The organism is Bifidobacterium margollesii, from assembly GCF_002860355.1.
GTDB classification, from domain to species: domain Bacteria; phylum Actinomycetota; class Actinomycetes; order Actinomycetales; family Bifidobacteriaceae; genus Galliscardovia; species Galliscardovia margollesii.
In genome coordinates, this window is the sequence record NZ_NMWU01000029.1 from 39,397 (window position 1) to 63,281 (window position 23,885).

A 23,885-nucleotide genomic window follows, 5' to 3' on the forward strand; every position below is an offset into this window, starting at 1 on the left:
TTGGTACGGGGGTCAGGAGCGCTCGGCGGCCATGCGCTTCTTGACCGTTTGCGCGTATTCGTCCACGTATTCCTGTCCGCTCATTCTGCGGATCTCCTCCATCACCTGATCGGTCAGCGCACGGATCTCATCATGGGTGATATCGGCGGCAGCTTTCTTCATCACCGGAATCGGCGTGCCGTAGATGATCCTGGTGCGCCCTTTCTTGGGGATCACCGTTCCCGGCTTCTGCAGTTCGCGTGAGCCGATGATGGCGGTGGGCACGATCGGGCATCCGGTTTCGAAGGCCAGACGCGCGGCACCGGTATGGCCTCGGTACAGACGTCCGTCGGGGCTGCGCGTACCTTCGAGATGTATGCCGAAAAGATGACCATGTTCGATGATTTCGCGGGCATGTTCCAGTGCACCGAGCGATTTGGAGCCGCCTGAACGATCCACGGGGAACACGCCGACCGAAGTGAACCACCACTTCTTGAATTTGCCTTTGATGCCCTTGCCTTCGAAGTATTCGGCCTTGCCCATGAAGTGGATCATCCGAGGACAGGTAAGAGGCAGCAGCGCATCGTCGATGACGGCCAGATGATTCGCCGCGATGATGGCGCCTCCGGTGCGGGGGATGTTGCGCACGCCCGTCGCACCGGGACCGAGTCGATGTCTCGCAATGGGACCGAACACCTTGACGAAGAACCAGTAAAGCACGAAAACCTCCAGACCGGATTGGCCTTATTGATGGCTACAGTATTAGGTATGACCGCAAACAAGGATAGCAACGCAACCCCGTCCGCTTCAAATGCCGGCTCCGATGCCAATGGCGGCGGTTCGAACGCCGATGCCGAATGGGCCGACTTCATGGCCTCCCACAGCGATGATCTCAATGATGTGGCTCGGTCGCGCAGCGCGAGAAAATTCGACAAGGCAGCGAAGAAAGCGGAGAAGCATGCGCAGTTCAACGTGAACGATCTCAAAAACGAGGCCTTCGTCGGAGCCGACCATACTCCGGGACCTCGCGATCATACCGGTCGCAGTTGGCTGGACGTTGATGACGTGATGGATGAGGGCTCGCCGTTCACGCCCCCGAACCCAGAGATCGGATCGGTGCGCAAGACGACCATGCTGTTCGTCACGTTGCTGGTGCTCGGCGTGCTCTGCCTGGCCCTGGCAGTGTTCATCCCCTCGCTCTCCGGTCTGCTGGGAGCGACCGGCGGCGTGATGACGCTGCTCGGGGCCGGCGGAATGTTCGCACGTCATCGTGGACACAGCGAGACCCGCACCGACATCTTCGACGATGGGGCGCGGGTCTGACGAGGACGGTGAGGGTAACCGATCAGTCCTCTTCGATGCGAGCGAGATCGGCGGCGCCGATCATGCCGGCATCGCCTCCTGCGGTGGCCGCCAGAACCTTGGCGTGCTCGCGGTATGCGGCCGCCTGCAGGAACCGTACGTAGTTGTAGCGGGCCGGTTCAAGCAGGATATCGCCGACGGAAACCACGCCACCGCCGATCACGAACAGATCGGGATCGAGCACGGCGGCGATGGCGGCCATCGTGCGTCCCAGCCATTCGCCGATCTTGCCGAAGGCATAGAGTCCGAGTTCGTCGCCTTCCTGAGCGGCCTGGGAAACCATCTTGCCTTCGAGATTGTTGACGTCCCCGTCGCACAGCTCCATGAGTCGCTTGGATTTCTGCGGCATTCGACGCACGGCGGATTTGGCGAAGTGTTCCAAAGCGTTTCCGGAGGTGTATCGCTCGGCGCATCCACGCAGTCCGCAGCCGCAGAAGTCGCCGTCGGAGACCATCGGCAGGTGTCCCAGCTCGGCGGCCATGCCGAAGGAACCGCGGTACAGCTGTCCGTTGATCACGATGGCCCCGCCCAGACCGGTGCCCACCGTAAGCATGACCATGTTCTTGCTGCCCCGGCCCGTACCAAGGATGTATTCACCCCATCCGGCGCAGTTCGCATCGTTTTCCACGATCACTTTGCACTCGTGATCGGTCAGTTCCTCGATGCGCTCGGCCAACGGATAATCGATCCACTGAGCGATATTGGCGGAGAACGTCACCGTTCGGCGGTCTTCCTTGACATTGCCCGCCGCTGAAATGCCCATCCGCGGAACCGCGCCATACAGCTCGACCGATTTACGGTACATTTCCACGATCACTGCGTTGATGTCTTCGGGGTCTTCTGGCGTGGGCTCACGCCACTGGCTGATGATCTTGTTGTCATCATCGCAGATGGCACCAGCGATCTTGGTTCCTCCGATATCGATGCCGAGCGTGTACATACTTCCTCCTGCCATGCCGAAATCCAGGCATCCTCATTCGTCCTCGAAAGAAGACACAGGGATTTGAACGTTCTACTGACGTTTTCATTGTAGCAACGGAACATCACAAAACGCCGAAGAACCTACCGAACGGTTGGTCTTTTTTCGCGACAATGCAGAACAGGCGCCCGCCGACCCTTCGGCGAACGCCTGTTGCGTACAAACGCTGGAGTGGTCAGCTCCTCTTCGAATTCGCCACTTCGATCCAATGGTCCAGCAGAGTCGATGCCTTACCGGAATCCACAGCCTGCTCGGCAATGGCATAGGCATCCTTGAAGCGCGCAGCCAACGAAGCCTCGGAATCGGCGAGCAAAGAAGCATCCGCCACGATTGCCGATGCGGCGTTCAGCAACGCGGTGCTGCGGAACGGCACGTCCTTGCCCTCCAGGAAGTCACGGGTGAGCTTCGCGTTCAATGCCGGTTCGCCGCCACGCAGATCATCCACGGTGATCCGCGCGAGGCCAAGCTCGACAGTGGGATCGAATTCGGTCTCGCTCACCGTGCCGTCACGGAACTCCCACACGGAGACGGGGCCCGTGGGAGCCATCTCGTCAAGGCCTTCGTTGGAGGTGTAGACCATACCGGTCTGCCCGTTGGCAGCGTATACGGACGCCATGATCGGACTCATGGCCCGCTTGGCGCACCCAATGGCCATATGCTTGGGATAAGCAGGATTCGTCAGCGGTCCAAGCACATTGAACACGCACGGAATGCCCAGCGCGGCACGGATCGGGCCAACGAAACGCATGGCAGGGTGGAAGGTCTTGGCGAAGGCAAAGGTGATGCCCACCTCATCGGCGACCTCACCGACGGCCTCCGGCGTAAGATCCAGCGGCAATCCGAGGGCCTCCAGGCAATCGGCGGCGCCGCACTTGCTCGAAGCGGCACGATTGCCGTGCTTGACGATCTTCACCCCTGCCGCCGCGGCCACCATGGCACCCATGGTCGAAAGATTCACGGTCTGGGCGCCATCGCCGCCAGTGCCGACGATATCAGTGGTTTCACCACTCACGTTCAGCGGCACGGCGTGGGACACCATGGCCTTCGCCGCACCGGAAACCTCCTCGGCGGTCAGCCCCAACTGCTGCTGGGTGGCCAGTACGGCACCCACCGCGGCGGGATTGGCCTGCCCCTTCATCAGGTCGTCGACAAACCACTCGCTTTCCTCGGCAGTGAGGTGTTCTCCCCCGACGAGCTTGGTCAATACCGACTTCCATGTGAGTTCGGCCATCGTTATCCCTCCTTGGCGTGCGTCACGCCCTTGATCGACGTGGCCATTGTATCGGCTGCATGTTGCGCAGACTAGCCGGCATCAAGAGGCGTCCACAATACGAAAAGGGTCTCCCCCGATTACGGAAGGAGACCCGTACGAACGGACAAGCCGACGAATGCTATGCCGTCACTTCTTTTCGTTCTTGCCGTGGCACATCTTGTACTTCTTACCGGAGCCGCAGGGGCACATCGCATTCTTCGGCGTTCCGGGGAACGTGCGCCCGTCCGCCTCGGGAGCGTGGATCTCCTCGCTCTTGGGGCGTTTGTTCGCCGGCACCTTCGCGTCGGCGTGGCTGATCGGCTTGGGACCGGTCACACTGCCGACCTCCGTACGAATCGGCTTGGACGGTTGCGTGGAGGCTTCGGAAGCCTCCGCCTGCTCCTCGCCGTTCTCATCGGCCACAACCTGTTCGTCGGCGTCGTCATCGGCGGCATCCGGATCAGCGGGGGCGCTGGTGGAGAGTTCGCCCGCGGACGCGGCCTGCTCATCGCCGTCGATCTTCCTCGTAGCCTCGCTGACGGCTTCGTCCTCGTCGGATTCAGTGCTCAGATCCTGCGACTTGGCAACCTGCTGGATATCCACATGGAACAGCAGCTGGACCGATTCCTCCTTGATGCCTTCGACCATGGAGTTGTACATCTGGTAGCCTTCACGCTGGTATTCGGTGAGCGGATCGCGCTGACCCATGCCACGAAGTCCGATACCGTCCTTGAGATAATCCATCTCATACAGGTGCTCGCGCCACTTGCGATCAAGCACGGCCAGCACCACGCGACGTTCCAGCTGCCGAAGTCCCTCGACCCCGACGATCTGCTCGATCTTCGCGTACTGCTCGTCCGCATCCCTGACGATCAGATCATGCAGGATTTCGGAGGCCTTCTCCGCCTTCTTCTCGCCTTCAATAGCCTTCCTGGCCTCGTCGACCTCGATCGAAACGGGGTAGATCTGAATCAGAGCCTTCCACAGGCCTTCAAGATCCCAATCGGATGGCTTATCGGCACCCTGCGTGGCTCCCTTGATGTAGGAGGCCACGGTGTCGGAGATGAACCGCTTGATGTCGGCGTCGATGTTCTCGCCCTTCAGCACGGCCTGACGTTCGGCATACACCACGGTACGCTGCTTGTTCATCACATCGTCGTACTTGAGCACGTTCTTGCGGATTTCGAAGTTACGGGATTCCACGGCCTTCTGCGCATTGCGCACGCCCTTCGACACGCTCTTCGACTCGATCGGCTCACCGGTCGGCATGCCCTTGGCCATCACACGCGCCACCAGCTGAGTGTTGAACAGTCGCATCAGGTTGTCTTCCAGCGACAGGTAGAAGCGAGACTCGCCGGGATCACCCTGACGACCGGAACGGCCTCGCAGCTGGTTGTCGATACGGCGGGACTCGTGACGCTCGGTGCCCAGCACGTACAGACCGCCGAGCTTCTTGACCTCCTCGTGCTCGTCCTTGACCTGAGCCTTGACCTTCTCGAGGGTTTCGGGCCAGAGCTTCTCGTACTCCTCGGGAGTGTCCTCCGGGGAGAATCCCTGAGCCTTGAGCTTCTGATCGGCGAGGAACTCCACATTGCCGCCGAGCATGATATCGGTACCACGACCGGCCATGTTGGTGGCGACGGTGACGGCGCCCTTGCGACCGGCGACGGCCACGACGGCCGCCTCCTTGGCGTGCTGCTTGGCGTTGAGCACCTGATGGGGAATGCCTGCGACGTCGAGCAGGGAGGAAACGACCTCGGAGCTTTCGACGGATGCGGTGCCCAGCAGCACCGGCTGGCCCTTGGCATGACGCTTGGCCACGTCCTTGACGATGGCCGCCAGCTTCTCCTTCTTGGTGCGGTAGATCAGATCGTCCTTGTCCTCACGGATCATCGGACGGTTCGTCGGAATGGGCAGCACACCCAGCTTGTAGGTGTTCATGAATTCGGCCGCCTCGGTTTCGGCGGTACCGGTCATGCCGGCAAGCTTGTCGTACATGCGGAAGTAGTTCTGCAGAGTGATGGTGGCGAAGGTCTGGTTCTCGGCCTTGACCTCCACGCCCTCCTTGGCCTCGATGGCCTGATGCAGACCCTCGTTGTAGCGGCGTCCCGGCAGCATTCGTCCCGTATGCTCGTCGACGATCAGCACCTCGCCGCCCTGCACCACATAATCCTTGTCGCGCAGGAACAGCTCCTTGGCCTTGATGGCGTTGTTCAGGTAGCCGATCAGCGCCGTGTTGCTCGGCTCGTACAGGTTGTCGATGCCAAGGTAGTCCTCCACCTTGGTGATGCCCGGATCGAGAATGCCGACGACCTTCTTCTTCTCGTCGACCTCGTAGTCCTCATCGCGCTTGAGCTTCGGGACCAGCTTGGCGAACTGCCGGTACCAACGGGTCACGTCCCCCTCGGCGGGACCGGAGATGATCAGCGGGGTTCGCGCCTCGTCGATCAGAATGGAATCCACCTCGTCGACGATGGCGTAGTGATGCTCGCGCTGCACCAGATCGGCCTTCTCCCACGCCATGTTGTCGCGAAGATAATCGAAACCGAACTCGTTGTTGGTGCCGTAGGTGATGTCGGCATTGTACTGTTTGCGACGCTCCGGCGGCTTCTGGTCGGTGATGATGCAACCGGTGCTCATGCCGAGGAATCGGTAGACTCGGCCCATCAGCTCGCTCTGGTAGCTGGCCAGATAATCGTTGACGGTAACCACATGCACGCCCTTGCCTTCAAGCGCGTTGAGGTAGCTCGGCAACGTGGCGACCAGGGTCTTGCCTTCACCGGTCTTCATCTCGGCGATGTTCCCCCAATGCAACGCGGCGCCGCCCATCAGCTGCACATCGAAGTGACGCATGCCCAGCGTGCGCTTGGAGGCCTCACGCACCGTGGCGAACGCCTCCGGCATCAGATCGTCGAGTTTCTCACCGTTCTCCAGCCGCTGCTTGAACTTCGCGGTCTGCCCCTTCAGCTCGTCGTCCGACAAAGCGGAGATCTTATCTTCCATGGCGTTGGTCGCCACAGCCACAGCCTGAAGCTTACGAAGCTGATGACCTTCGCCAATGCGCAGGACCTTGTCCAGAACGTTTACCACGAGTCACTCCTCAGTTGTCCCATATTGGCGCCCATATGTCTTCACAGGGCACAAACTGCAACCATACTACGCGAACCTTCTGATTTTGGGCGTATACCACCATATGCACGACGAACCCGCATCCGAGGAAACTTCACCGTCCGGCGACCGCCCCACGGAACGGACGGTGCCCCCGCCATGCATTCCATGACGGGGGCACCGTGTTCAACGACCGCTAAACCTCACTTGGCTTTTTCGACGTTTTCCGGGGTGTCGATTTCAAAGACACCGTAGCTCCAGCCGTGACGATGGTAGACGACGGACGGACGGTTGGTCTCCTTGTTCACGAAGAGGAAGAAGTCGTGACCGATGAGCTCCATCTCGTACAGGGCCTCGTCAATGGTCATCGGTTCGGCGATATGCAGCTTGCGTCGAATGACGATGGGCGTATCTCCCACCTGCACCTCCACCGACTCGCCGGGACCGAGATCCCCGGCCACCGCATCGGCGGGACTGTTGCTGGGTTCCTCGACCGAGGCCTCCTCGGCTGCCGGAGGCTCGACCACGCCGAGATCGATGGGCTGGGGGTTGGTGTAGCCGCGACGGTGATCCTTGCGACGATCACGGGAGCGGCGAAGACGAAGGGTCAGCTTGTCAAGAGCCAGATCCAGTGCACTGAACTCGTCCGCGCTCGAAGCCTCGGCGCGTACGACGGTACGACCGGCGATAACGGTGATCTCGACCTTCTTCGCGGTATCCGCCTGACGGGGATTGCCCTCATGCGTCACCACGACCTGCGCCCTCTGCGCGTCGGGAGCGATTGCGGTCACACGATTCATCTTGTTCTCTGTAACATCACGGAAGCGCTGCTTGATCTGCGTGTGACGCCCGGTAACGACGATTTCCATGTGGACCTCCTTTATCGAGCGGCCTGCGGCCGCTGTGGACACCTTTCGGCAACATCGCCGGAAGGATATTTTCCAGTGTAGCCGATGAAATCCTGGTTTTCGGTTAACGACATCGACGAAACATCCCGAAACCCGGTGAAAAGCTCCAAAGAGCTGGTATGGTGGTTTGCCGAGACCTCTTGATGGCCGCGGCCCGAGTTCTGCATAGAACATGGGCTGAGGAACTTCCGGGCTCCGCAGAGCACGATGGCGGATAACGTCCGCCCAGGGCGACCTGAGAGATAGCGCAGCAGAGAACAGACCGCCCGTCGCTTGTACGGGTAAGGGTGAAACGGCGGTGTAAGAGACCACCGGGCGACCGGCAACGGAAGCCGCATGGCAAGCCTCATCGGGAGCAAGGCCAAGCAGAAGACGTCAAGGGCTGCTCGCCCGTGTCTTCGGGTAGGCTGCTAGAGCCTGGCGGCGACGTCAGGTCGAGATGGATGGCCATCCGCGTGGCGACACGCGACAGAACCCGGGGTATAAGAGGTCTCATTCCCCATTCCGTTCCTTTTCGGAAAGCAGTTCCTCCGCTACACGCCGGATGGCTTCGGGACCGTGACCCTTCCGTATTCCCGCGCTCCACAGCCGTCGCCGCCTCACGTCGGAATCCATGCCTTCCGTACGCGCGGCCACCTTCCGTCCGAGCTCGTAGGCGGATTCCTCGAACGCACCGGTCCGCCGGGCCTCCTCCACCACGCGGGCAGCCAAGGCGGCATCCACTCCCTTACGGGACAGCTCCCGAACGGCACCGTGCTCGCCGAGCTGACGGGACAGGCAGTATCGAACCATCGAACGGGCATACGCCTCATCATCGAGCAATCCAACCTCGATCAACCGATCGATCGTCGCATTGACCGCCTCATCCGCATACCCCTTGCGTTTAAGCCGCTGAGCCAGCGCACCGGAAGCGCGAGGGGCGGAATCCAGCAATGTCAGCGCGGCCTCCTTGCAGGCTTGAGCATCGTTCGGATCCTCGACTCCCCCACCGTAGGCAGTCGTGCCGAGTCCGGCGCCGAATCCTCCACGCTTCGGTCTGCGATCGCCCGAACGCCGACGGGCCTTGCGATCCGCCCTCGAATCGTCATCGTCGGGCGCCCCGAATCGAGAGGCCCGCACGGCGCCGGAGTGCCGAGAATCGGCTCGATCGACATCACCGGATGCTGCCGAAGACACGGGATGAGCGCTGAGAAACTCCTCGACGGAGATCACCGCAAACACCTTCCTCCCATGATGCTACTGAGCGGCGGACTGATCGGTCGCCGATCCCGATGCTCCCGAGGACGCCGGCCGAGCGGACTCGGCACCATCGGCATCCGACGCACCGACGGACCCTCCGTCCTCGTCCGGCTTTTCCACGCCGAACGCCACCTTGATCCTGTGCTGAATCTCGTCCGCCAAAGCGGGATTGTCCTTGAGAAACTGTCTGGCCTTTTCCCGACCCTGACCCAGTTGATCGCCGTCATAGGTGAACCACGAGCCGGATTTCTTGATGATGTCGGTCTGCACGCCCATATCGAGGATGGAGCCTTCCGTGGAGATTCCCTCACCGTACAGCACATCGAATTCGGCGGTCTTGAACGGCGGAGCCATCTTGTTCTTGACGACCTTCACCTTGGTGCGATTGCCCACGGCCTCGTCCCCGTTCTTGATCGTTTGGATTCGGCGGATGTCCAGACGCACCGAAGCGTAGAATTTGAGTGCCTTGCCACCGGTGGTGGTTTCCGGACTGCCAAAGAACACGCCGATCTTCTCACGCAGCTGGTTGATGAAGATGGCCGTGGTGCCGGCCTGCGAGAGAGCACCCGTCATCTTCCGCAGCGCCTGACTCATCAGACGCGCCTGAAGACCGACGTGACTGTCTCCCATATCACCATCGATCTCAGCCTTCGGCACCAAGGCCGCGACGGAATCGATGACGATCACGTCCAACGCGCCGGAGCGGATCAGCATGTCGGCGATCTCCAACGCCTGTTCGCCGTTGTCCGGCTGTGAAACGATCAGCGAATCGGTATCCACACCCAATCGGCGGGCGTATTCCGGGTCAAGCGCATGCTCCGCATCGATGAAGGCGGCCACACCACCGTTCTTCTGGGCATTGGCCACCACATGGAGGGCGAGCGTGGTCTTGCCGGAGGATTCCGGACCATAGACCTCCACGATCCTGCCCTTGGGAAGCCCGCCGATGCCAAGAGCCAGATCCAACGCCAGCGAGCCGGTGGGAATGACCTCCACCTCCTGCACCGGTTTGTCTCCCAGCCTCATGGCCGAGCCCTTGCCGAAGCTCTTCTCCACCTGCGCGAGAGCCGTGTCCAAAGCCGCCTGCCGACGCTTGGCGAGATCCTCGGGATTGTCCTTCTTCTGTGTCGTCTTCTGCGCCATCAGTGTCTCCTTACGTTCGTAATCGCTGGAGCATCCACCGTACGACATCGGTCATGCCAAGCGCCAGCCGTACGGGGAATGTGCATGAACGTGCCGCCGTCCACAATCACAGCCACTCGGCGACACCGACCACCAGCATCCGAACCCGACTATACCCGAACATTTGTTCGAAGTCATACGACACTCCGAAAACCGCCCATTCGATATCGCGCGCATCCACAATCATCCGAAATCACCACGTCGTCGCCGGCATGGGCGGAGCATTGTGATCCCGACCCCATCGGCGGGAATCCGGGACATCCATCTGATCACACAGCACATTCCACACCACACGAGGCTCCACCCCATCATCCAGAGCCTCCACCGCGGTTCTGGAGTCCAGCGACGAAAGCGCCAGATCATGCGAAAGACTCCGACCATACGAACGGCCGAAAACCTCTTCAAGCAACTCCCAGAATTCCCGTTCCTGCATGGAAGACGAGACTAGTCGCGGCCCTCAACCTCGCGCACTCGGTCGGCCACCATCATCAGCATGTCGGAAAGCGGCACGCCGAGCGCACGGGTGATGGACACCAGCAGCTCGGAGCTGGCCTCCTTCTGGCCGCGCTCCACCTCCGAAAGATAGCCGAGAGACACGCCGGCCTTGCCGCTGACCTCGCGCAGGGTCTTGTGATCCTTGGTACGCAGGTTGCGCAGCACCTCGCCGATCACCTTGCGCAGGGAGATCTGACCATCCTCGCCCGACACCATGCGCGCCCGCTCGGCATTGTTCACCGCGTCCGACGCGGCATCCTCCCTGTCGGCATTCGCCCACATGCGATTGAGGGCGGCCTGACGATCATCCTTGGCCTTTCGGGCGGCTCGCGCGCGCAGAATCTGCTGCTGGGCGAACGCCACGGCTCGCTTCTGAGCCGGCGTGAGATTACGCGCGATGGCCTTCTCGGGCATGTTCACCACGGCATCGGCACTGGTGGCCTTGGATTCGATCTTCTGCTCATAACGCGTTGCAGTCGCCGTCATAATCCACTCCTTTGGTTGTCCCCGCCTTGTTCTTCGTATCTCCAATCTGACCAACCGGCAATCGACGTGAATATTCCGCCTTCAGTCAACAATGTGATAAAGCTCACATACTTCGTCGTCGAGACGCAATCCGACGTTCAGCCGGTCAGCAGATCAAGAAGCTCACGCAACACGGCCTCCACGGTGCCGGATCGGACCTCCTCCCGCCCGCCGGGCAGATGCAACTCGCTCACGTACGTCGTGCGGTCGACATCCCGTTCATGCTCAATCCCGCCGACTCCTTCGGGCGACGAGGGCAAACTGATACCGACATACACCAGACCGGCCGGCTTGTCTCCGTCCGGACCGGGACCGGCCACGCCGGTGGTCGACAGGCCTATCACGCGATGACCGAGATCCGCATGCGTATCGTACAGGCGGGCCGTCGCCTCGGCCATCTGGTAGGCGACCTGGGGATGCACCGCTCCTTCTCTGCGCAGCAGATCGCCGTCCACGCCGAGAATCGCGGTCTTCGCCTTGATGTCATAGGTGACGGCCGATCCAAGAAACACCCGTGAGGCACCGGGAATCCTCACGAATGCATCGGACAGCAATCCTCCGGTCAGCGATTCGGCGGCGGCGATGCTCCACCGCCGATCCAAGCAGATGCCCAGTATGTCCGCCGCGAGTCCGTCACGTACATGCCGGTCGTCAGCAGCCGATCCCATCACGCCAGCCAAGCTAGGCCTCCGTTCGACCGCGGAAGAACGTGCCCCTCACATAAACGAAACCGGAGTACAGGCACAGGACAAGGGCCACCAGCAACAGCACGTACGCCACCAGATAATAACCGTCGACCACCATTGCCGGCAGACCGCCACGGCCAGCCGTCGCACCAAGGGACCATGCCGGCAGCATGTACATGGACAGGGAGATCGACTGGAACACCGTCTTGAGCTTGCCGGGCCATGCGGCTGCGATCACCTTGCCTCCGGGCTGCTCCATGACGAAGAATCGCATGACGGTGATGCCGATCTCACGAATCAGGAACAATATGGTGATCACCCACGCCCATGCGAATTCACCGAAGATCGACAGCAGGATCAAAGCCGAGCACATCAGCAGCTTGTCGGCGATGGGATCCATGAGCTTGCCCAGTTCGGTGACCTCGTTGTTGCGTCGGGCCAACCAGCCATCCACCTTATCGGTGCTGGCGGCGACGATGAACAGCACGGCCGCGATCCACCGCAACATCACATCGTCACGGCCACTCGGGCCCGCCATCACCGTAAGCACGATGTACACCACCACCAGAATGATTCGGGCATAGGTCACCAGATTGGCCGAGGTGTTCCACCCCTCCAGCAACGAAGACCCGCCATGTTCCCCCGGATTGTTCTTTTCCGCCATCAATCACTCCTTGCTTGACACGCGTACCTAAGCGTACCGCGTAACGAATATAAAACCGGCGGCCGCCGCCATGCGGACTCGACCGCCATCGGAACGTCCTCGCCCATCGTCCTACTGTGCCGAGGCGTCCGACGCAGGCCCGGTCGGATGGATGCCGTCGGTCTTGCCCTGAATGAACGCCAGCACCTGAGGAAGATCCTGCGGCTGCACCAGCACCTGACGGGCCTTGGATCCTTCGGACGGCCCCACCACACCGCGGGATTCCAGCAGATCCATGAGCCGGCCGGCCTTGGCGAACCCGACGCGCAGCTTGCGCTGCAGCATCGACGTGGAACCGAATTGCGAGGAGACCACCAGTTCGGCGGCCTGCAGCAGAACGTCCATGTCGTCGCCGATCTCCTCATCCGGCTCGACGGCGCTCTGATCGGACTCCTTGGCCATCTGCTCGATGTCCTCCCGGTACCGGGGCTTGCGCTGGGTGCGGACGAAGTCCACGGCCGAGCGGATCTCGGATTCGGAAACCCATGAGCCCTGCACTCGCAACGGCTTCGCGCTGCCCATTGGCAGGAACAACGCATCACCCTGGCCGATGAGGCTTTCCGCACCCGTGGTGTCGAGAATAACCCTCGAATCGGTGGCGGAGGACGTGGCGAACGCCAGTCTGGAAGGAATATTGGCCTTGATCAGACCGGTGACCACGTCAACCGACGGACGCTGCGTCGCAAGCACCAGATGCACGCCTGCGGCACGGGCCAGCTGCGTGATGCGCTGAATGGAGCTTTCCACATCGTTCTTGGCGACCATCATCAGATCGGCCATCTCATCGACGACCACCAACAGATACGGGTAGGGGGCCACCTTGCGGTTCGACCCTTCGGGCGCGTGCACCTTGCCCGCCCTCACCGCCTCATTGAAGTCCTTGACGTGGCGGAATCCGAAATACTGCAGATCATCGTATCGGGCGTCCATCTCCTTGACCACCCATTCCAACGCCTGTGCGGCCTTCTTCGGGTCGGTGATGATCGGCGTGAGCAGATGGGGGATGCCCGCATACGCGGAAAGCTCCACACGCTTGGGATCGACCATGATCAAACGCACCTGTTCGGGGGTAGCTCTCATGATGATCGAGGTGAGCATCGAATTGATGAAGCTCGACTTTCCCGAACCGGTGGCACCCGCCACCAGCAGATGAGGCATCTTGGTCAGATCGGCCGTGACGAAATGCCCTTCGACGTCCTTGCCCACGCCGGCAAGCATCGGATTGCGGTCGTTCCTCGCCTTGTCGCTGCGCAGCACGTCTCCGAGATGCACGATCTCCCTGTCGACGTTGGGGATCTCGATGCCGATGGCGGATTTGCCCGGGATCGGCGAGAGGATGCGGACATCGGAGCTCGCCACCGCATAGGCGATGTTGCGCCGCAGATTCGTGACCTTCTCCACCTTGACGCCGGGACCAAGCTCCACCTCGTACTGGGTGACGGAAGGGCCGCGCAGGAAGCCGACCACCTTCGCATCCACCTTGAACTGCTGGAAGGTGGATTGCAGGGCGGCGATGACCTTGTCGTTGGCCGGGGTGCGCGCCGCATGGGGTTTGCCGTGGGCCAACAGCTCCAGATCCGGCAGATGATAGGTCTCCGATTCTCCCGGTTCAAGTCCGCCGTCCGGCATCGCCAGTGCCGCACCAGCGTCGGACGGCATGGATGCGGACGCTGACGGCACGGACGAAGATATTGACGACGCGGCCGAAGACGGTACAGATGACGCCGGTACAGACGATGCCGGCGCAAGCGTCGAGCTCGTGCCGTAGGCGCCGGAATCGGACATGGGCCTTGTGGCGTCCACTGCTTCGCCATTGCCGACAAGTCCCGCACGTCCGGCGGCGGGATCGGCGTCGATGGCCGTGGCCCAAGGATCGGGATATCCTCCCTCCTGGACGGCAGGCTGACCATCCTGCGTCAGACCCGCACCCGAGGAGACCGTGCGAGGTGGGCGACGATCCACCACAGGGGTCTCCGCGGTGGCGCCGTGGGTGGACGCAGCCTTGTCGAATGCTGTATCGGCCGCATATCGGTCAAGTCTCGAATCCTCGGCGTCGTCCTCCTGACCCCGACGGCCGAACAGACGCTCGAGCAGCGACGGGCGCCGTCTTCTCGCGGCACCGGCAGCGGAACCTTCCGCAGCATCGGCCTCATCATGGGATGGCACCCCATCGGCGAAGACGATGGTCCCATCGGAATCGTCGTCCGTAAGACGAACCTCATTGGGCAGCCGATCGGAATCCCCGCCGGACTCCCCCGCATCGGCATGATCCGATCGTTCGGCCATCCGTTCATGCAGCGTATGACCATATGACGAGACGTCACTCATCGTCACACCGGTGATCAGCAGCAGCGACAGCAGCCCAACCAGTACGAACAGCGCCACGGCGAACGCTTCGGAAAGCCCCCAGGTCAACGGAGATCCCACAATGAAGCCAAGCAGTCCGCCGGCAGCCTGTATCGACTGCATGTCGAACCCTTGGGACTCCCCCAATTTCACCGCATCGATAATCGAACAGATCGACCACAACAGCAATCCCAAGCCGACCAGCATCCGGGTATTGCCGTACGAACGAACCGTGGTGCTGACCAGACGGATCGCAATGTACAGCAGGATCACCGGAAGAATCACGCTCATCATGCCCAGCAGGCTCGACGCCACAACATGCAGAGCCCTGCCGAGCGGACCGCTGACCCGGAACCATTCGCTCGCGCAGAACAATACCGCGCACGCCACCAGCACGAAGAAGATCAGGGTCTTCCTCCATACGGTGTCCGCTTCGGGCATGACCTTGGTCGTATCCGAAGCATCCGTTGCCTTCGCGCCTTTACCCCTTGCGCCCGCAGAGCGCCCGCCGGACGCACGCGACGATGATTTCGATGATTTCTGTGCCATAGCAAAGCACTACATTACCGTTTGCGGGGAACTACGGAAGAGATCAGGCTGAAATATCGCCGAGATGATGCTGCACGTATTCATCAGCATGGGCGTCGATCGCATCGTAATCGCCGGCGTCAGCGTGCCGCACGATGCCCAGCGCATTGCGCAGCAGATCCGGATTCAACGCCTCAAGCCAATGGATGCGCGGATCACGGCCGAACCACCCCATCTGCTTGCGAGCCAGACGACGGGTCTTCTGCGCGATGTCGGCCATCGCGTCGTCCATGTCGGTCAGCCCGTCAAGCAGATCGATGACCTGCTGGTATCCAAGCGCGCGAGCCGCCGTGACGCCGAGACGAGGACGAAGACGTTCCACCTCGTCGACGAACCCGTCGTCGAACATGTTCCGCGTGCGCACGGCGATGCGACGATCCAGCTCCTCACGCGGCAGATCAAGGCCGATCTGCACGGACGGTATGACGTACCGGTATTTCGGAAGACTGGCGGAATACGGTCGGCCGGTGATCTCGATGACTTCCAACGCGCGTACGGTACGGCGTGGATTATGCGCGTCCATGCGACGGGCGGCCTCGGGATCCCTGCGTTCCAGCTCGGCGAACAGAGCCCCGGCGCCTTCGGTTTGCACACGATGCTCCAACCGAGCGCGAACTTCGGGATCGGTGCCGGGGAACGAAATATCGTCAATGGCCGCGCGGGCGTACAATCCCGATCCGCCCACCAGAATCGGACGCACCCCCCTGCCACGCAATTCGCCGATGCAGTCGCGCACCAGACGTTGATACCGAGCCACCGTCATCGTTTCGGTGGGCTCGATGACGTCGAGCAGATGATGCGGCACCCGCTCGCGCTCCGCGGCAGTGGCCTTCGCCGTGCCGATATCCATACCCCGATACATCTGATAGGCATCGGCATTGACGATTTCGGCCTGCTGCCCCGCCGAACGCAACGCCTCGGCGAGCGCAATGGCCAGGCCGGTCTTCCCCGAAGCCGTGGGACCGACGATCGATACGACGCGCATCTCTCCGACGTCGACGGCCTGACCGTTCGATGGTTCAGTGGCGGACATGATAGGTCTGTCCCTTCGAGGGGTCCGGATCGGCGATGAGATTATGCCGTCCGGCGTGGGTGACGGTGGCGGTGACGAAGTCGCCGACCTGAGGCATCGGCTCTCCTTCGGGCACGCCGATGTGCACGAGCACGCCGGTGCGTTCACGCCCGGTGACCCTGTGGGTTTCCGCGTCCTTCTTGCCTCGTGTCCCGGTGATCATCACTTCGACGTCCCGTCCTTCGAATCCCCTGAGATTCTCCGCGGTGATGCGTTCCTGAAGCGCGACCAGCCGTTCGAACCGCTCCTGCACCACGTCGTGAGGCACCTGTTCCATGGATGCGGCCGGCGTACCGGGACGCGGCGAGTAAATGAATGTGAAGGCCGATGAGAACCGCGCCTGCTCCACGACGTCGAGCGTGCGCTGGAAATCCTCTTCGGTCTCCCCCGGGAATCCGACGATGATATCCGTGCTGATCTGCGCGTCGGGCATGGCCTCGCGCACCTTGCGCAGGATGTCCATGAACTTCGCGGAGCGGTACGAACGTCGCATGGCACGCAGAATATCGTCGGAACCGGACTGCAGCGGCATGTGCAGCTGGTGCATGACGTTGGGGGTCTGGGCCATCGCCTCGATCACGTCGTCGGTGAATGCGGCGGGATGGGGCGACGTGAACCGCACGCGCTCCAGACCTTCGATGCCTCCGCAGGCGCGCAGCAGTTTGGAAAAGGCCATGCGGTCGCCCATGGAGTATCCATAGGAGTTCACGTTCTGACCGAGCAGCGTGACCTCCTTGGCACCGTTGCTCACGCACCGGCGTACCTCGTCGAGGATGTCCCCCGGACGACGGTCGCGTTCCTTGCCTCGGGTGGTGGGCACGATGCAGAACGTACAGGTATTGTTGCAACCCACCGAGATCGACACCCATGACGAGACCCGCGAATCGCGTACGGTGGGCAGCTGGCTGGGAAACACGTCGAGCTTCTCCTGCACCTTCACCTGAGGCTTGCCGCTCGCCCGGTTCTGGTCGAGCAACCGTGGCAGCGAACCGATGTTCTTGGTGCCGAACACGGCGGACACCCAGGGAGCCTTGCGCGCGATGCGCTCCCGGTCGAGCTGGGCCATGCATCCGCCCACCGCGATCTGCAGGTTCGGTCGCATGCGCTTGAGATCAGCCCACAGTCCGATGGTGCCGTACATGCGTTCGGCGGCGTTCTCCCTCACCGCGCAGGTGTTGAGCACGATCAGATCGACGTCCCTGTCGGACGCCTGCTGTTCGGTTGCGGCCACATAGCCGTCCGCATCGAGCACGCCGGCGATGCGTTCGGAATCATGCACGTTCATCTGGCATCCGAGCGTATGCACATAATACACGCCCTTGCCGCGTCCCCTGTCGGCGAGGTTCTCCTGCTCGCCGGTAAGCGAGGAGGCCGCAATGGGATTGCGCTCCTCGACGGTCATCATATCCTCATTCATAGGTCACCATCCTAGCGGCACATGTCCCCGTTGCCGTTGCGGGTTTTCCTCACGAACCTTGGTACCATATCGCATGAAATCGCACATCGACCGTCGAGGAGACCGTTAAGGAGCTTGCCATGATGCTTGAACGCAAACAGCGTTTCAATGTGCCGGAGATCCGTTCCCGTATGGAGCAGGTTTCCGCCGAACTCGGCACCGAGACCTTCCATGGGGCGCAGATCGTGCAGTACGCCGAGCTTGAGCAGGTCTATTCCGGTGCGATGAGGGAGATCAGCACCAAGTTGGAGAATCTCGACGACGAGTTCCAGCTGAGAGATCGGCATAATCCGATCCACCACATGGAGTGCCGTCTCAAAAGCATCGGTTCCACGATCGGCAAGCTCCGGAAACGAGGCCTGCCGCTCAGTGTGGAGTCCATCCGGGAGAATCTGTTCGACATCGCCGGCATTCGTGTGATCTGCAACTACGAGCAGGATGTATACAAGGTGGCGGACACGCTTTCCGAACAGTCGGACATCGAGGTGATTCGGGTGAAGGACTACATCGCGAATCCCAAGCCGAACGGATATCGAAGCCTGCATGTGATCTACTCGGTTCCGGTGTTTCTCACCGACGGACCCCATCCCACGCCGGTGGAGGTGCAGTTCCGCACGATCGCCATGGATTACTGGGCGAGTCTTGAACACCGTCTGCGGTACAAGAACGACATGGAGGACGCCGACAAGGAACGACATATCGCCACGCTGCGCGACTGCGCAAAGGAGCTTTCGCGAATCGAATCGACGATGCAGTCGATCCACAACGAGATCGGCGAAGCCGAGTGATCCGATCCGGCGGATCGAACCGGATCGGATCGACCACTCCCCCGACGATCAGAAAGCGAAGTCGTCGGGATCGCTGCCGTTGCGTCGACCGGTTTCGAGCGCATCGACGGCGGCCATGTCCTCCGCGGAAAGCTCGAAGTCGAACACATCGATGTTCTCGCGGATGCGCTGCTCATGCGTGGACTTCGGCAGGACGATCACGCCTCGCTGCAGATGCCAGCGAATCACGACCTGAGCCGCCGATTTGCCGTATTTCGCGCCGATTTCGGCGAGCACCGGATCGGACAGCAGACTGCCTCCGGTACCGCCCAGCGGACTCCACGCCTCGACCGCGATGCCGTGGGAGCCGCAGTAGTCGATGACCTCGTCATTACCGAACTGCGGAGACGATTCGATCTGATCGACGGCCGGCCTGACGTCGCTGATGGCGGCGAGCTCCTCAAGATGATGGATCTGGAAGTTACTCACGCCGATGGCGCGGACCCGCCGATCCTCATACAGCTCGCTCATCGCCTCCCATGCCTCCTGCCATCCGTCGGCCGGCCAGTGGATCAGATACAGGTCGACGTAGTCCGTGCCAAGCCGGTCGAGGCTTTCCTCGAACGCCTCCTTGGCGCGGTGACGGCGAATGTCGTCGTTCCACAGCTTCGTGGTGAGGAACACATCACGCCGCTTGACTCCCGACTTGGCGATGGCCGCCCCCACCGAGGCCTCGTTGCCGTAGATCATCGCGGTGTCGATGTGACGGTATCCGTTCTCCAGCGCCCAGAGCACCGCGTTTTCGGTCTGCGTACCGTTCGGCGTCTGGAACACGCCCAGCCCGATGCGGGGAATCTCGATCCCGTTGTTCAGCTTGATGAAGTCCATATGCGCTTCCGATCTTCCTTGATGACTGATGAATTTGATTGCCGTCGGCGGTTTCCCGGTCCGTTTCACGGCCAGACCACCTCCATTGCCATCCTATCGGCGGAGACGATTCCGGCTCGGCAAGCGCGCCGCTCGCAGTGTCGCTTTCCCTGTGAGCATAACGATTCAGGATTCCGTAAGCTGCCTCCCATACGGTTGGCGGATAGATCAAACAGAAGGAGCTTGACGATGGCTTTCGGATTCGGACGACGTTCCGAAGGAGACAACGGGGAGCAGTATCGAAATCCCCAGTATCAGAATTCGCAGTATCAAAACCCCCAATATCAGGGCCAAGCGTATGATGGGGCCTCTTACGGCCAGCAGCAGCCATACGCCCAAGAGGGATTCGCACAGGCCCAGTCGCCGTATGGCCCCGCTTCATACGGACAGCCGGTGATGGACGCGCAGACCACCTATGTGCGCGAAAGCTATGAACGGGCGAAGCGCGTCTCCACCACCAAGGCGTATTTCGAAATGACCATGGGCCTGCTGGTCACCGCCGTGGTGGCCGTGCTCACCCAGACCACCGGCATGCTGAACACCTATCTGCAGGCCACCGGCATGATCGGCTGGATCGTGCTGGCCCTGGTGCAGGTTGGCATGGCCGTGTTCCTCGGGATGCGCGTGATGCGCATGAATCCCGGGACCGCCCGCGTACTGTTCTACGTGTATGCGGCGCTGATGGGATTCACGCTGAGCACGATCTTCGTCACCTACAGTCTGGGCAGCATCGTGATGGCGCTGGGCATGTCCGCAGCGTTCTTCCTGTGCCTGACGATGTTCGGTCTGACGACGAAGATCGACATGCTCAAGGCCGGTCCGATCCTGATGGTGGCGCTGCTCGTGCTCATCGTATTCGAAATGATCATGATGTTCTTCGTCCCCACCGGCGCCATGACCATGCTGATCTCGGCGATCGCACTGCTGATCTTCGCCGGCCTGACGGTTCATGACGCGCAGTTCACCCGCATGATGTTCGCGCAGTATTCGCATGACGACACGATGATCCGCCGCGTCTCGATCCTGTGCGCACTGAACCTGTATCTCGACTTCATCAACTTCTTCGTGCACCTGCTGACCATCTTCGGCAGCTCGAACGACTGACGACCGACTCTCATCATCGAAATCCGCGGATACGGCGATCCGCGGATTTCGTTATGTGGAAGTACCTGATCCGCCGTTACACGGGTACGTTACGTTGTTGTCTCCATGAACAGACCACACAGGGACAGACAGCATGGGCAGGAATACATCGGCATGGCCGCCTTGGTGCTTACGGCCATGATCTGGGGTTTCGCCTTCGTATCACAGGTCTCCGGCATGAACAGCATGTCGCCGTTCTTCTTCAACGCCACGAGATTCACGCTCGGCACGATCTCCCTGATCCCGATTCTGCTCGTGCGATCCAAACGTCCTGAAACGGCGGCCGGAAACACCGCTTCACACGGCTCCCCTCGGCACACGATCCTCATCGCCATGCTCTGCGGTGTCGTGCTGTTCACGGCCAGCACGCTGCAGCAGTACGGCATTCTCTACGGCAAGTCGGCCGGACGGGCGGGATTCCTCACCGCCCTGTATATCGTGATCGTGCCGCTGCTGGCATTCGTCTTTCTACGCCGGCGCATCGGCGTGCTCACCGTGGCGGCGGTGGCGATCGCCGTCGCCGGCTTCTACCTCCTGTGCATCACCGACGGTTTCGGCTCGATGACGATGGCGGACGGCCTGCTGGTCGCCTCCGCGCTGCTGTTCGCCGTGCACATTCTCGTCATCGACGAGCTCGGATCATCCATCGATCCGATCGTCCTGTCGTTCGGACAGTTCCTCACCACCACGATCATCAGCTGGATCTGCTCCCTCGCCACCGGTGCCGTGGATTGGGCCGGCGCAGGTCAGGCGTGGATCGCCGTCCTATACGCGGGCATCGGCTCGGTGGGCATCGCCTACACGTTGCAGGTGGTGGGCCAGCAATGGGTGCCGCCGACACGCGCCTCGCTGATCATGTCCCTCGAATCGTTCTTCTCGGTGATCGGCGGAGCGTTGCTGCTCGGCGAGATCATGACGCCTCGGGCCTACCTCGGCTGCGCGCTGATCTTCCTCGGTACGCTGCTCGCCCAGGCACCGGCGAAGCTGCCGGCCTTCCTGCGGCCGACTACTTCGCCTTCAGACGGTAGGTCTTCCAGATATCGCTGAGCTTCTGCCCGTTCGACGTGCGTTTCCACACGTTGAGGCCCGCGCTGCTACCTCCGACCGCCCGTGCCGCCGCAGTCGGGGATGGATACTCGGTGCCGTCCTCCATGCGCATTCTGCCGTCGTCGGTGATGGTGGCGACCCAGCGTTCGCCCTTGCGCGGCCGCACCCATTCGAAGGTCTCTCCGGCGACCAGCAGGCCGGCGTCCAGCACCTGCGCGATGGTGACGCGACGTGAGCTGGGCCTGTGGATCTTCGTCCGTTCGACGAGATGCTCCTCGCTGAGCTCCGAAAGATCCACTCGCTCGGCGTCATAGCGGATATCCCAGTAGTCGGCGATCAGGCGAACCATCTCGTCCTGCCGCCATTGCAGGGTCTTCGGCGTCATTTCTGCGATGTTCACGAGCTGTTCGGTCAGGGGGAATCGCCTCGATCCGGCGTGCACCAGCATCTGGTCGCGTCGCTGGGTATAGTCGTCGAGCTTTTCCACCTGTTTTTCGCTGGTCTGGCTGATCACGAGATTTCCGAGACGCTCGGCCCAATAGTCGCGCACGGATTCCGACCATGAAGCGAACGAGGATTCCTTGCCGACACGCTCCGGAACGAGTCGAAGCACCCGAAGGCTCCTCGGGCGGATGATACGGCCACCGTCCTTCTGCTCGTTCGCCCGGATCAGCAGCAGCCGTCTCACCTCATCGTTGAGCGGCAACTCTCCGCGCAGGTGGGCCAATGCTCTTCTACGTTCGTCGTCACTGATGTTGAACCAACGGATCTGCTGCAGCGAACGCCGCTTGTCGAGATCGCGGATCGCACTGGCGAAACGGGTTCGACGGTACAGCGTCGTCTGATGGTTCAGCATGTCGATGCCGCTGACTCGCTCCAAAGCGCCGAGCACGCCGTTGAGCCGATCGAGATCATGCAGGTCAAGGGTCTCGCCGGATTTCGAACCACTGGCGTGGGAATGCGCGCCACCGTCGGCGAACGCTGAAACGCCAAGCGCGCCGAGATTGCGGATGGAATGGACCAACGCCCACATGGCCACGGGCTTCCAGTCATCGGCTGGATAGTCATTGAGTGCGACGAGACGGCCGACGACCTCGTCAGGCAACCGGGTTTCCGTAGGCCGCTCAACCATGCGCCATGCGCTGGCATAGGGGGCGAGCACCTTGTCGATGAACTCGATGACTTCGTCTCCGTTGCGCAGACGAGGTTTGAGTACGTCGTCCTGAAAATCGTTGATGAGCTGGCCGCATTCCGCCTTATAGGTGATGATCATGTACAGGCTGCGGAAGAAATGCTCCGTCTTCTGCGGGTCGTCGCCCAGCGGTTCGACGATATCGTCCCATCGGGAGGCGTAGACGTCACGTGAGACGGCGGACAGCGCGGCCACGGCCTTGGCCTTGAACACATCGGAGGCGGTGAGCGGCACGCCTCGCATGTTCATCACGTCGAATATGCGGTGGGCGCCGGCCAGATCGTCGGTGATCACCATCACCAGCGTGACCTGATTGACCAGATACGAGGCGAACCGATGCCGCTCGTCAACGTCCATATCGGCGAGCATGTCGTACGCCTGCTTGGTGTTGAGCTTGATGTTCCACTGGGCGCTGGTCGCAAGATCCGCGTCACGCAGATCGAGCACGGCTTCGACGCCCGCCTGAATGTTGTCGCGGAAGAAGTCGGCGTCACGGTCGCGCAGACGAAGTCGGGGCTCGGCCTTGATGCCGCGAAGACGATCACCGTGCTCCACGATCAGGTCATCGAGGCTTTCGATGAGATCGTCGTCCTTCTCCAGATCACGCAGCACCGCGATGATGATCGTCAGCGACACCAGACGCTGCTGGCCGTCGATGACCTGGTATCGGTTGTCCCCATCCTGCACGAGGATCAGGGATCCGAGGAAGTAGGGGGTCTTCGGCGTCGTCGAGGCGTCTCGCAGATCCTCCACCAGCTGGCGCATGTTCTCCACCTGCCATGTATACGCCCGTTGGAAGGCCGGCACCACGAACCGATAGTCCGACGTGAAGATCTTGCCCAGCGGTTTTTCCGTCGCTTTGATTCCCATATCCCCCACCATAGCCCGAAGGGGCTACCCCGTTCGATTGCAGAACGCGGGCAGCCCCT

20 protein-coding genes and 1 other RNA gene are annotated in these 23,885 nt (G+C 61.4%); 5 read left to right on the forward strand and 16 right to left on the reverse strand.

Annotated elements, in window-relative coordinates; genetic code table 11:
• Positions 1-12: 12 nt before the first annotated feature.
• Positions 13-699 (reverse strand): lysophospholipid acyltransferase family protein, encoded by a 687-nt coding sequence (locus tag Uis1B_RS08375; RefSeq protein ID WP_101617346.1) that lies wholly within the window; start codon positions 697-699, stop codon positions 13-15.
• A 48-nt stretch (positions 700-747) separates the two neighbouring features.
• On the opposite strand from Uis1B_RS08375, the gene Uis1B_RS08380 reads away from it, so the two are divergent.
• Positions 748-1,302, forward strand: coding sequence for a hypothetical protein (locus Uis1B_RS08380; RefSeq protein ID WP_101617348.1), 555 nt, complete (start codon positions 748-750; stop codon positions 1,300-1,302).
• Between the two features lie 22 nt (positions 1,303-1,324).
• Here the strand turns inward: Uis1B_RS08380 and Uis1B_RS08385 are convergent, their stop codons facing one another.
• From Uis1B_RS08385 to hpf, 4 genes are all read right to left on the reverse strand, one after another.
• Positions 1,325-2,296, reverse strand: coding sequence for an ROK family glucokinase (locus Uis1B_RS08385; protein ID WP_423734877.1), 972 nt, complete (start codon positions 2,294-2,296; stop codon positions 1,325-1,327).
• Between the two features lie 199 nt (positions 2,297-2,495).
• Positions 2,496-3,551, reverse strand: a complete 1,056-nt coding sequence (gene trpD / locus Uis1B_RS08390; RefSeq protein WP_101617352.1) for an anthranilate phosphoribosyltransferase — start codon at positions 3,549-3,551, stop codon at positions 2,496-2,498.
• A 168-nt stretch (positions 3,552-3,719) separates the two neighbouring features.
• Positions 3,720-6,662, reverse strand: coding sequence for a preprotein translocase subunit SecA (gene secA, locus Uis1B_RS08395; RefSeq protein WP_101617354.1), 2,943 nt, complete (start codon positions 6,660-6,662; stop codon positions 3,720-3,722).
• A 221-nt stretch (positions 6,663-6,883) separates the two neighbouring features.
• Positions 6,884-7,549, reverse strand: a complete 666-nt coding sequence (gene hpf / locus Uis1B_RS08400) for a ribosome hibernation-promoting factor, HPF/YfiA family (RefSeq protein WP_101617356.1) — start codon at positions 7,547-7,549, stop codon at positions 6,884-6,886.
• 170 nt (positions 7,550-7,719) lie between these two features.
• On the opposite strand from hpf, the gene rnpB reads away from it, so the two are divergent.
• Positions 7,720-8,087: RNase P RNA component class A (gene rnpB, locus Uis1B_RS08405), an RNA gene on the forward strand.
• Here the strand turns inward: rnpB and Uis1B_RS08410 are convergent.
• From Uis1B_RS08410 to miaB, 9 genes are all read right to left on the reverse strand, one after another.
• Positions 8,081-8,800 carry a regulatory protein RecX gene (locus tag Uis1B_RS08410; protein WP_101617358.1) on the reverse strand — a complete coding sequence of 240 codons (720 nt, stop codon included), beginning with the start codon at positions 8,798-8,800 and terminating at the stop codon, positions 8,081-8,083. The two genes, rnpB and Uis1B_RS08410, sit on opposite strands and share 7 nt — an antisense overlap.
• Before the next feature lie 24 nt (positions 8,801-8,824).
• Entirely contained in the window at positions 8,825-9,970 is a 1,146-nt protein-coding gene (recA, locus tag Uis1B_RS08415) for a recombinase RecA (RefSeq protein WP_101617360.1), read from the reverse strand.
• Positions 9,971-10,202: 232 nt separating this feature from the next.
• On the reverse strand, positions 10,203-10,442 hold the full coding sequence (locus Uis1B_RS08420; RefSeq protein ID WP_101617362.1) for a DUF3046 domain-containing protein: 240 nt from the start codon (positions 10,440-10,442) through the stop codon (positions 10,203-10,205).
• Between the two features lie 11 nt (positions 10,443-10,453).
• Entirely contained in the window at positions 10,454-10,990 is a 537-nt protein-coding gene (locus Uis1B_RS08425) for a helix-turn-helix domain-containing protein (protein WP_101617364.1), read from the reverse strand.
• Between the two features lie 137 nt (positions 10,991-11,127).
• Positions 11,128-11,697, reverse strand: a complete 570-nt coding sequence (locus Uis1B_RS08430) for a CinA family protein (RefSeq protein WP_101617493.1) — start codon at positions 11,695-11,697, stop codon at positions 11,128-11,130.
• Positions 11,698-11,710: 13 nt separating this feature from the next.
• Complete coding sequence (gene pgsA, locus Uis1B_RS08435) at positions 11,711-12,379, reverse strand: CDP-diacylglycerol--glycerol-3-phosphate 3-phosphatidyltransferase (protein ID WP_101617365.1); 669 nt, start codon at positions 12,377-12,379, stop codon at positions 11,711-11,713.
• 111 nt (positions 12,380-12,490) lie between these two features.
• Positions 12,491-15,313, reverse strand: coding sequence for a DNA translocase FtsK (locus tag Uis1B_RS08440; protein WP_101617367.1), 2,823 nt, complete (start codon positions 15,311-15,313; stop codon positions 12,491-12,493).
• Positions 15,314-15,356: 43 nt separating this feature from the next.
• The gene (gene miaA, locus Uis1B_RS08445; RefSeq protein ID WP_101617495.1) at positions 15,357-16,337 is read right to left on the reverse strand and encodes a tRNA (adenosine(37)-N6)-dimethylallyltransferase MiaA; all 981 of its coding nucleotides are present in this window, start codon (positions 16,335-16,337) and stop codon (positions 15,357-15,359) included.
• Positions 16,338-16,371: 34 nt separating this feature from the next.
• On the reverse strand, positions 16,372-17,841 hold the full coding sequence (miaB, locus tag Uis1B_RS08450; protein ID WP_101617369.1) for a tRNA (N6-isopentenyl adenosine(37)-C2)-methylthiotransferase MiaB: 1,470 nt from the start codon (positions 17,839-17,841) through the stop codon (positions 16,372-16,374).
• Between the two features lie 119 nt (positions 17,842-17,960).
• On the opposite strand from miaB, the gene Uis1B_RS08455 reads away from it, so the two are divergent.
• The gene (locus Uis1B_RS08455) at positions 17,961-18,668 is read left to right on the forward strand and encodes a GTP pyrophosphokinase (RefSeq protein WP_101617371.1); all 708 of its coding nucleotides are present in this window, start codon (positions 17,961-17,963) and stop codon (positions 18,666-18,668) included.
• Positions 18,669-18,716: 48 nt separating this feature from the next.
• Here Uis1B_RS08455 and Uis1B_RS08460 read toward each other — a convergent pair whose 3' ends face one another.
• A complete protein-coding gene (locus Uis1B_RS08460) occupies positions 18,717-19,535 on the reverse strand; it encodes an aldo/keto reductase (RefSeq protein WP_101617373.1) in 819 nt (272 codons plus the stop codon).
• A gap of 228 nt (positions 19,536-19,763) precedes the next feature.
• On the opposite strand from Uis1B_RS08460, the gene Uis1B_RS08465 reads away from it, so the two are divergent.
• Complete coding sequence (locus tag Uis1B_RS08465; RefSeq protein WP_165782811.1) at positions 19,764-20,678, forward strand: Bax inhibitor-1/YccA family protein; 915 nt, start codon at positions 19,764-19,766, stop codon at positions 20,676-20,678.
• A 153-nt stretch (positions 20,679-20,831) separates the two neighbouring features.
• Positions 20,832-21,764: a DMT family transporter gene (locus tag Uis1B_RS08470; protein ID WP_101617375.1), complete on the forward strand. Its 933-nt coding sequence runs from the start codon at positions 20,832-20,834 to the stop codon at positions 21,762-21,764.
• Here the strand turns inward: Uis1B_RS08470 and Uis1B_RS08475 are convergent.
• Entirely contained in the window at positions 21,724-23,826 is a 2,103-nt protein-coding gene (locus Uis1B_RS08475; RefSeq protein ID WP_101617377.1) for a GmrSD restriction endonuclease domain-containing protein, read from the reverse strand. The genes Uis1B_RS08470 and Uis1B_RS08475 overlap by 41 nt on opposite strands.
• Between the last annotated feature and the right edge of the window lie 59 nt (positions 23,827-23,885).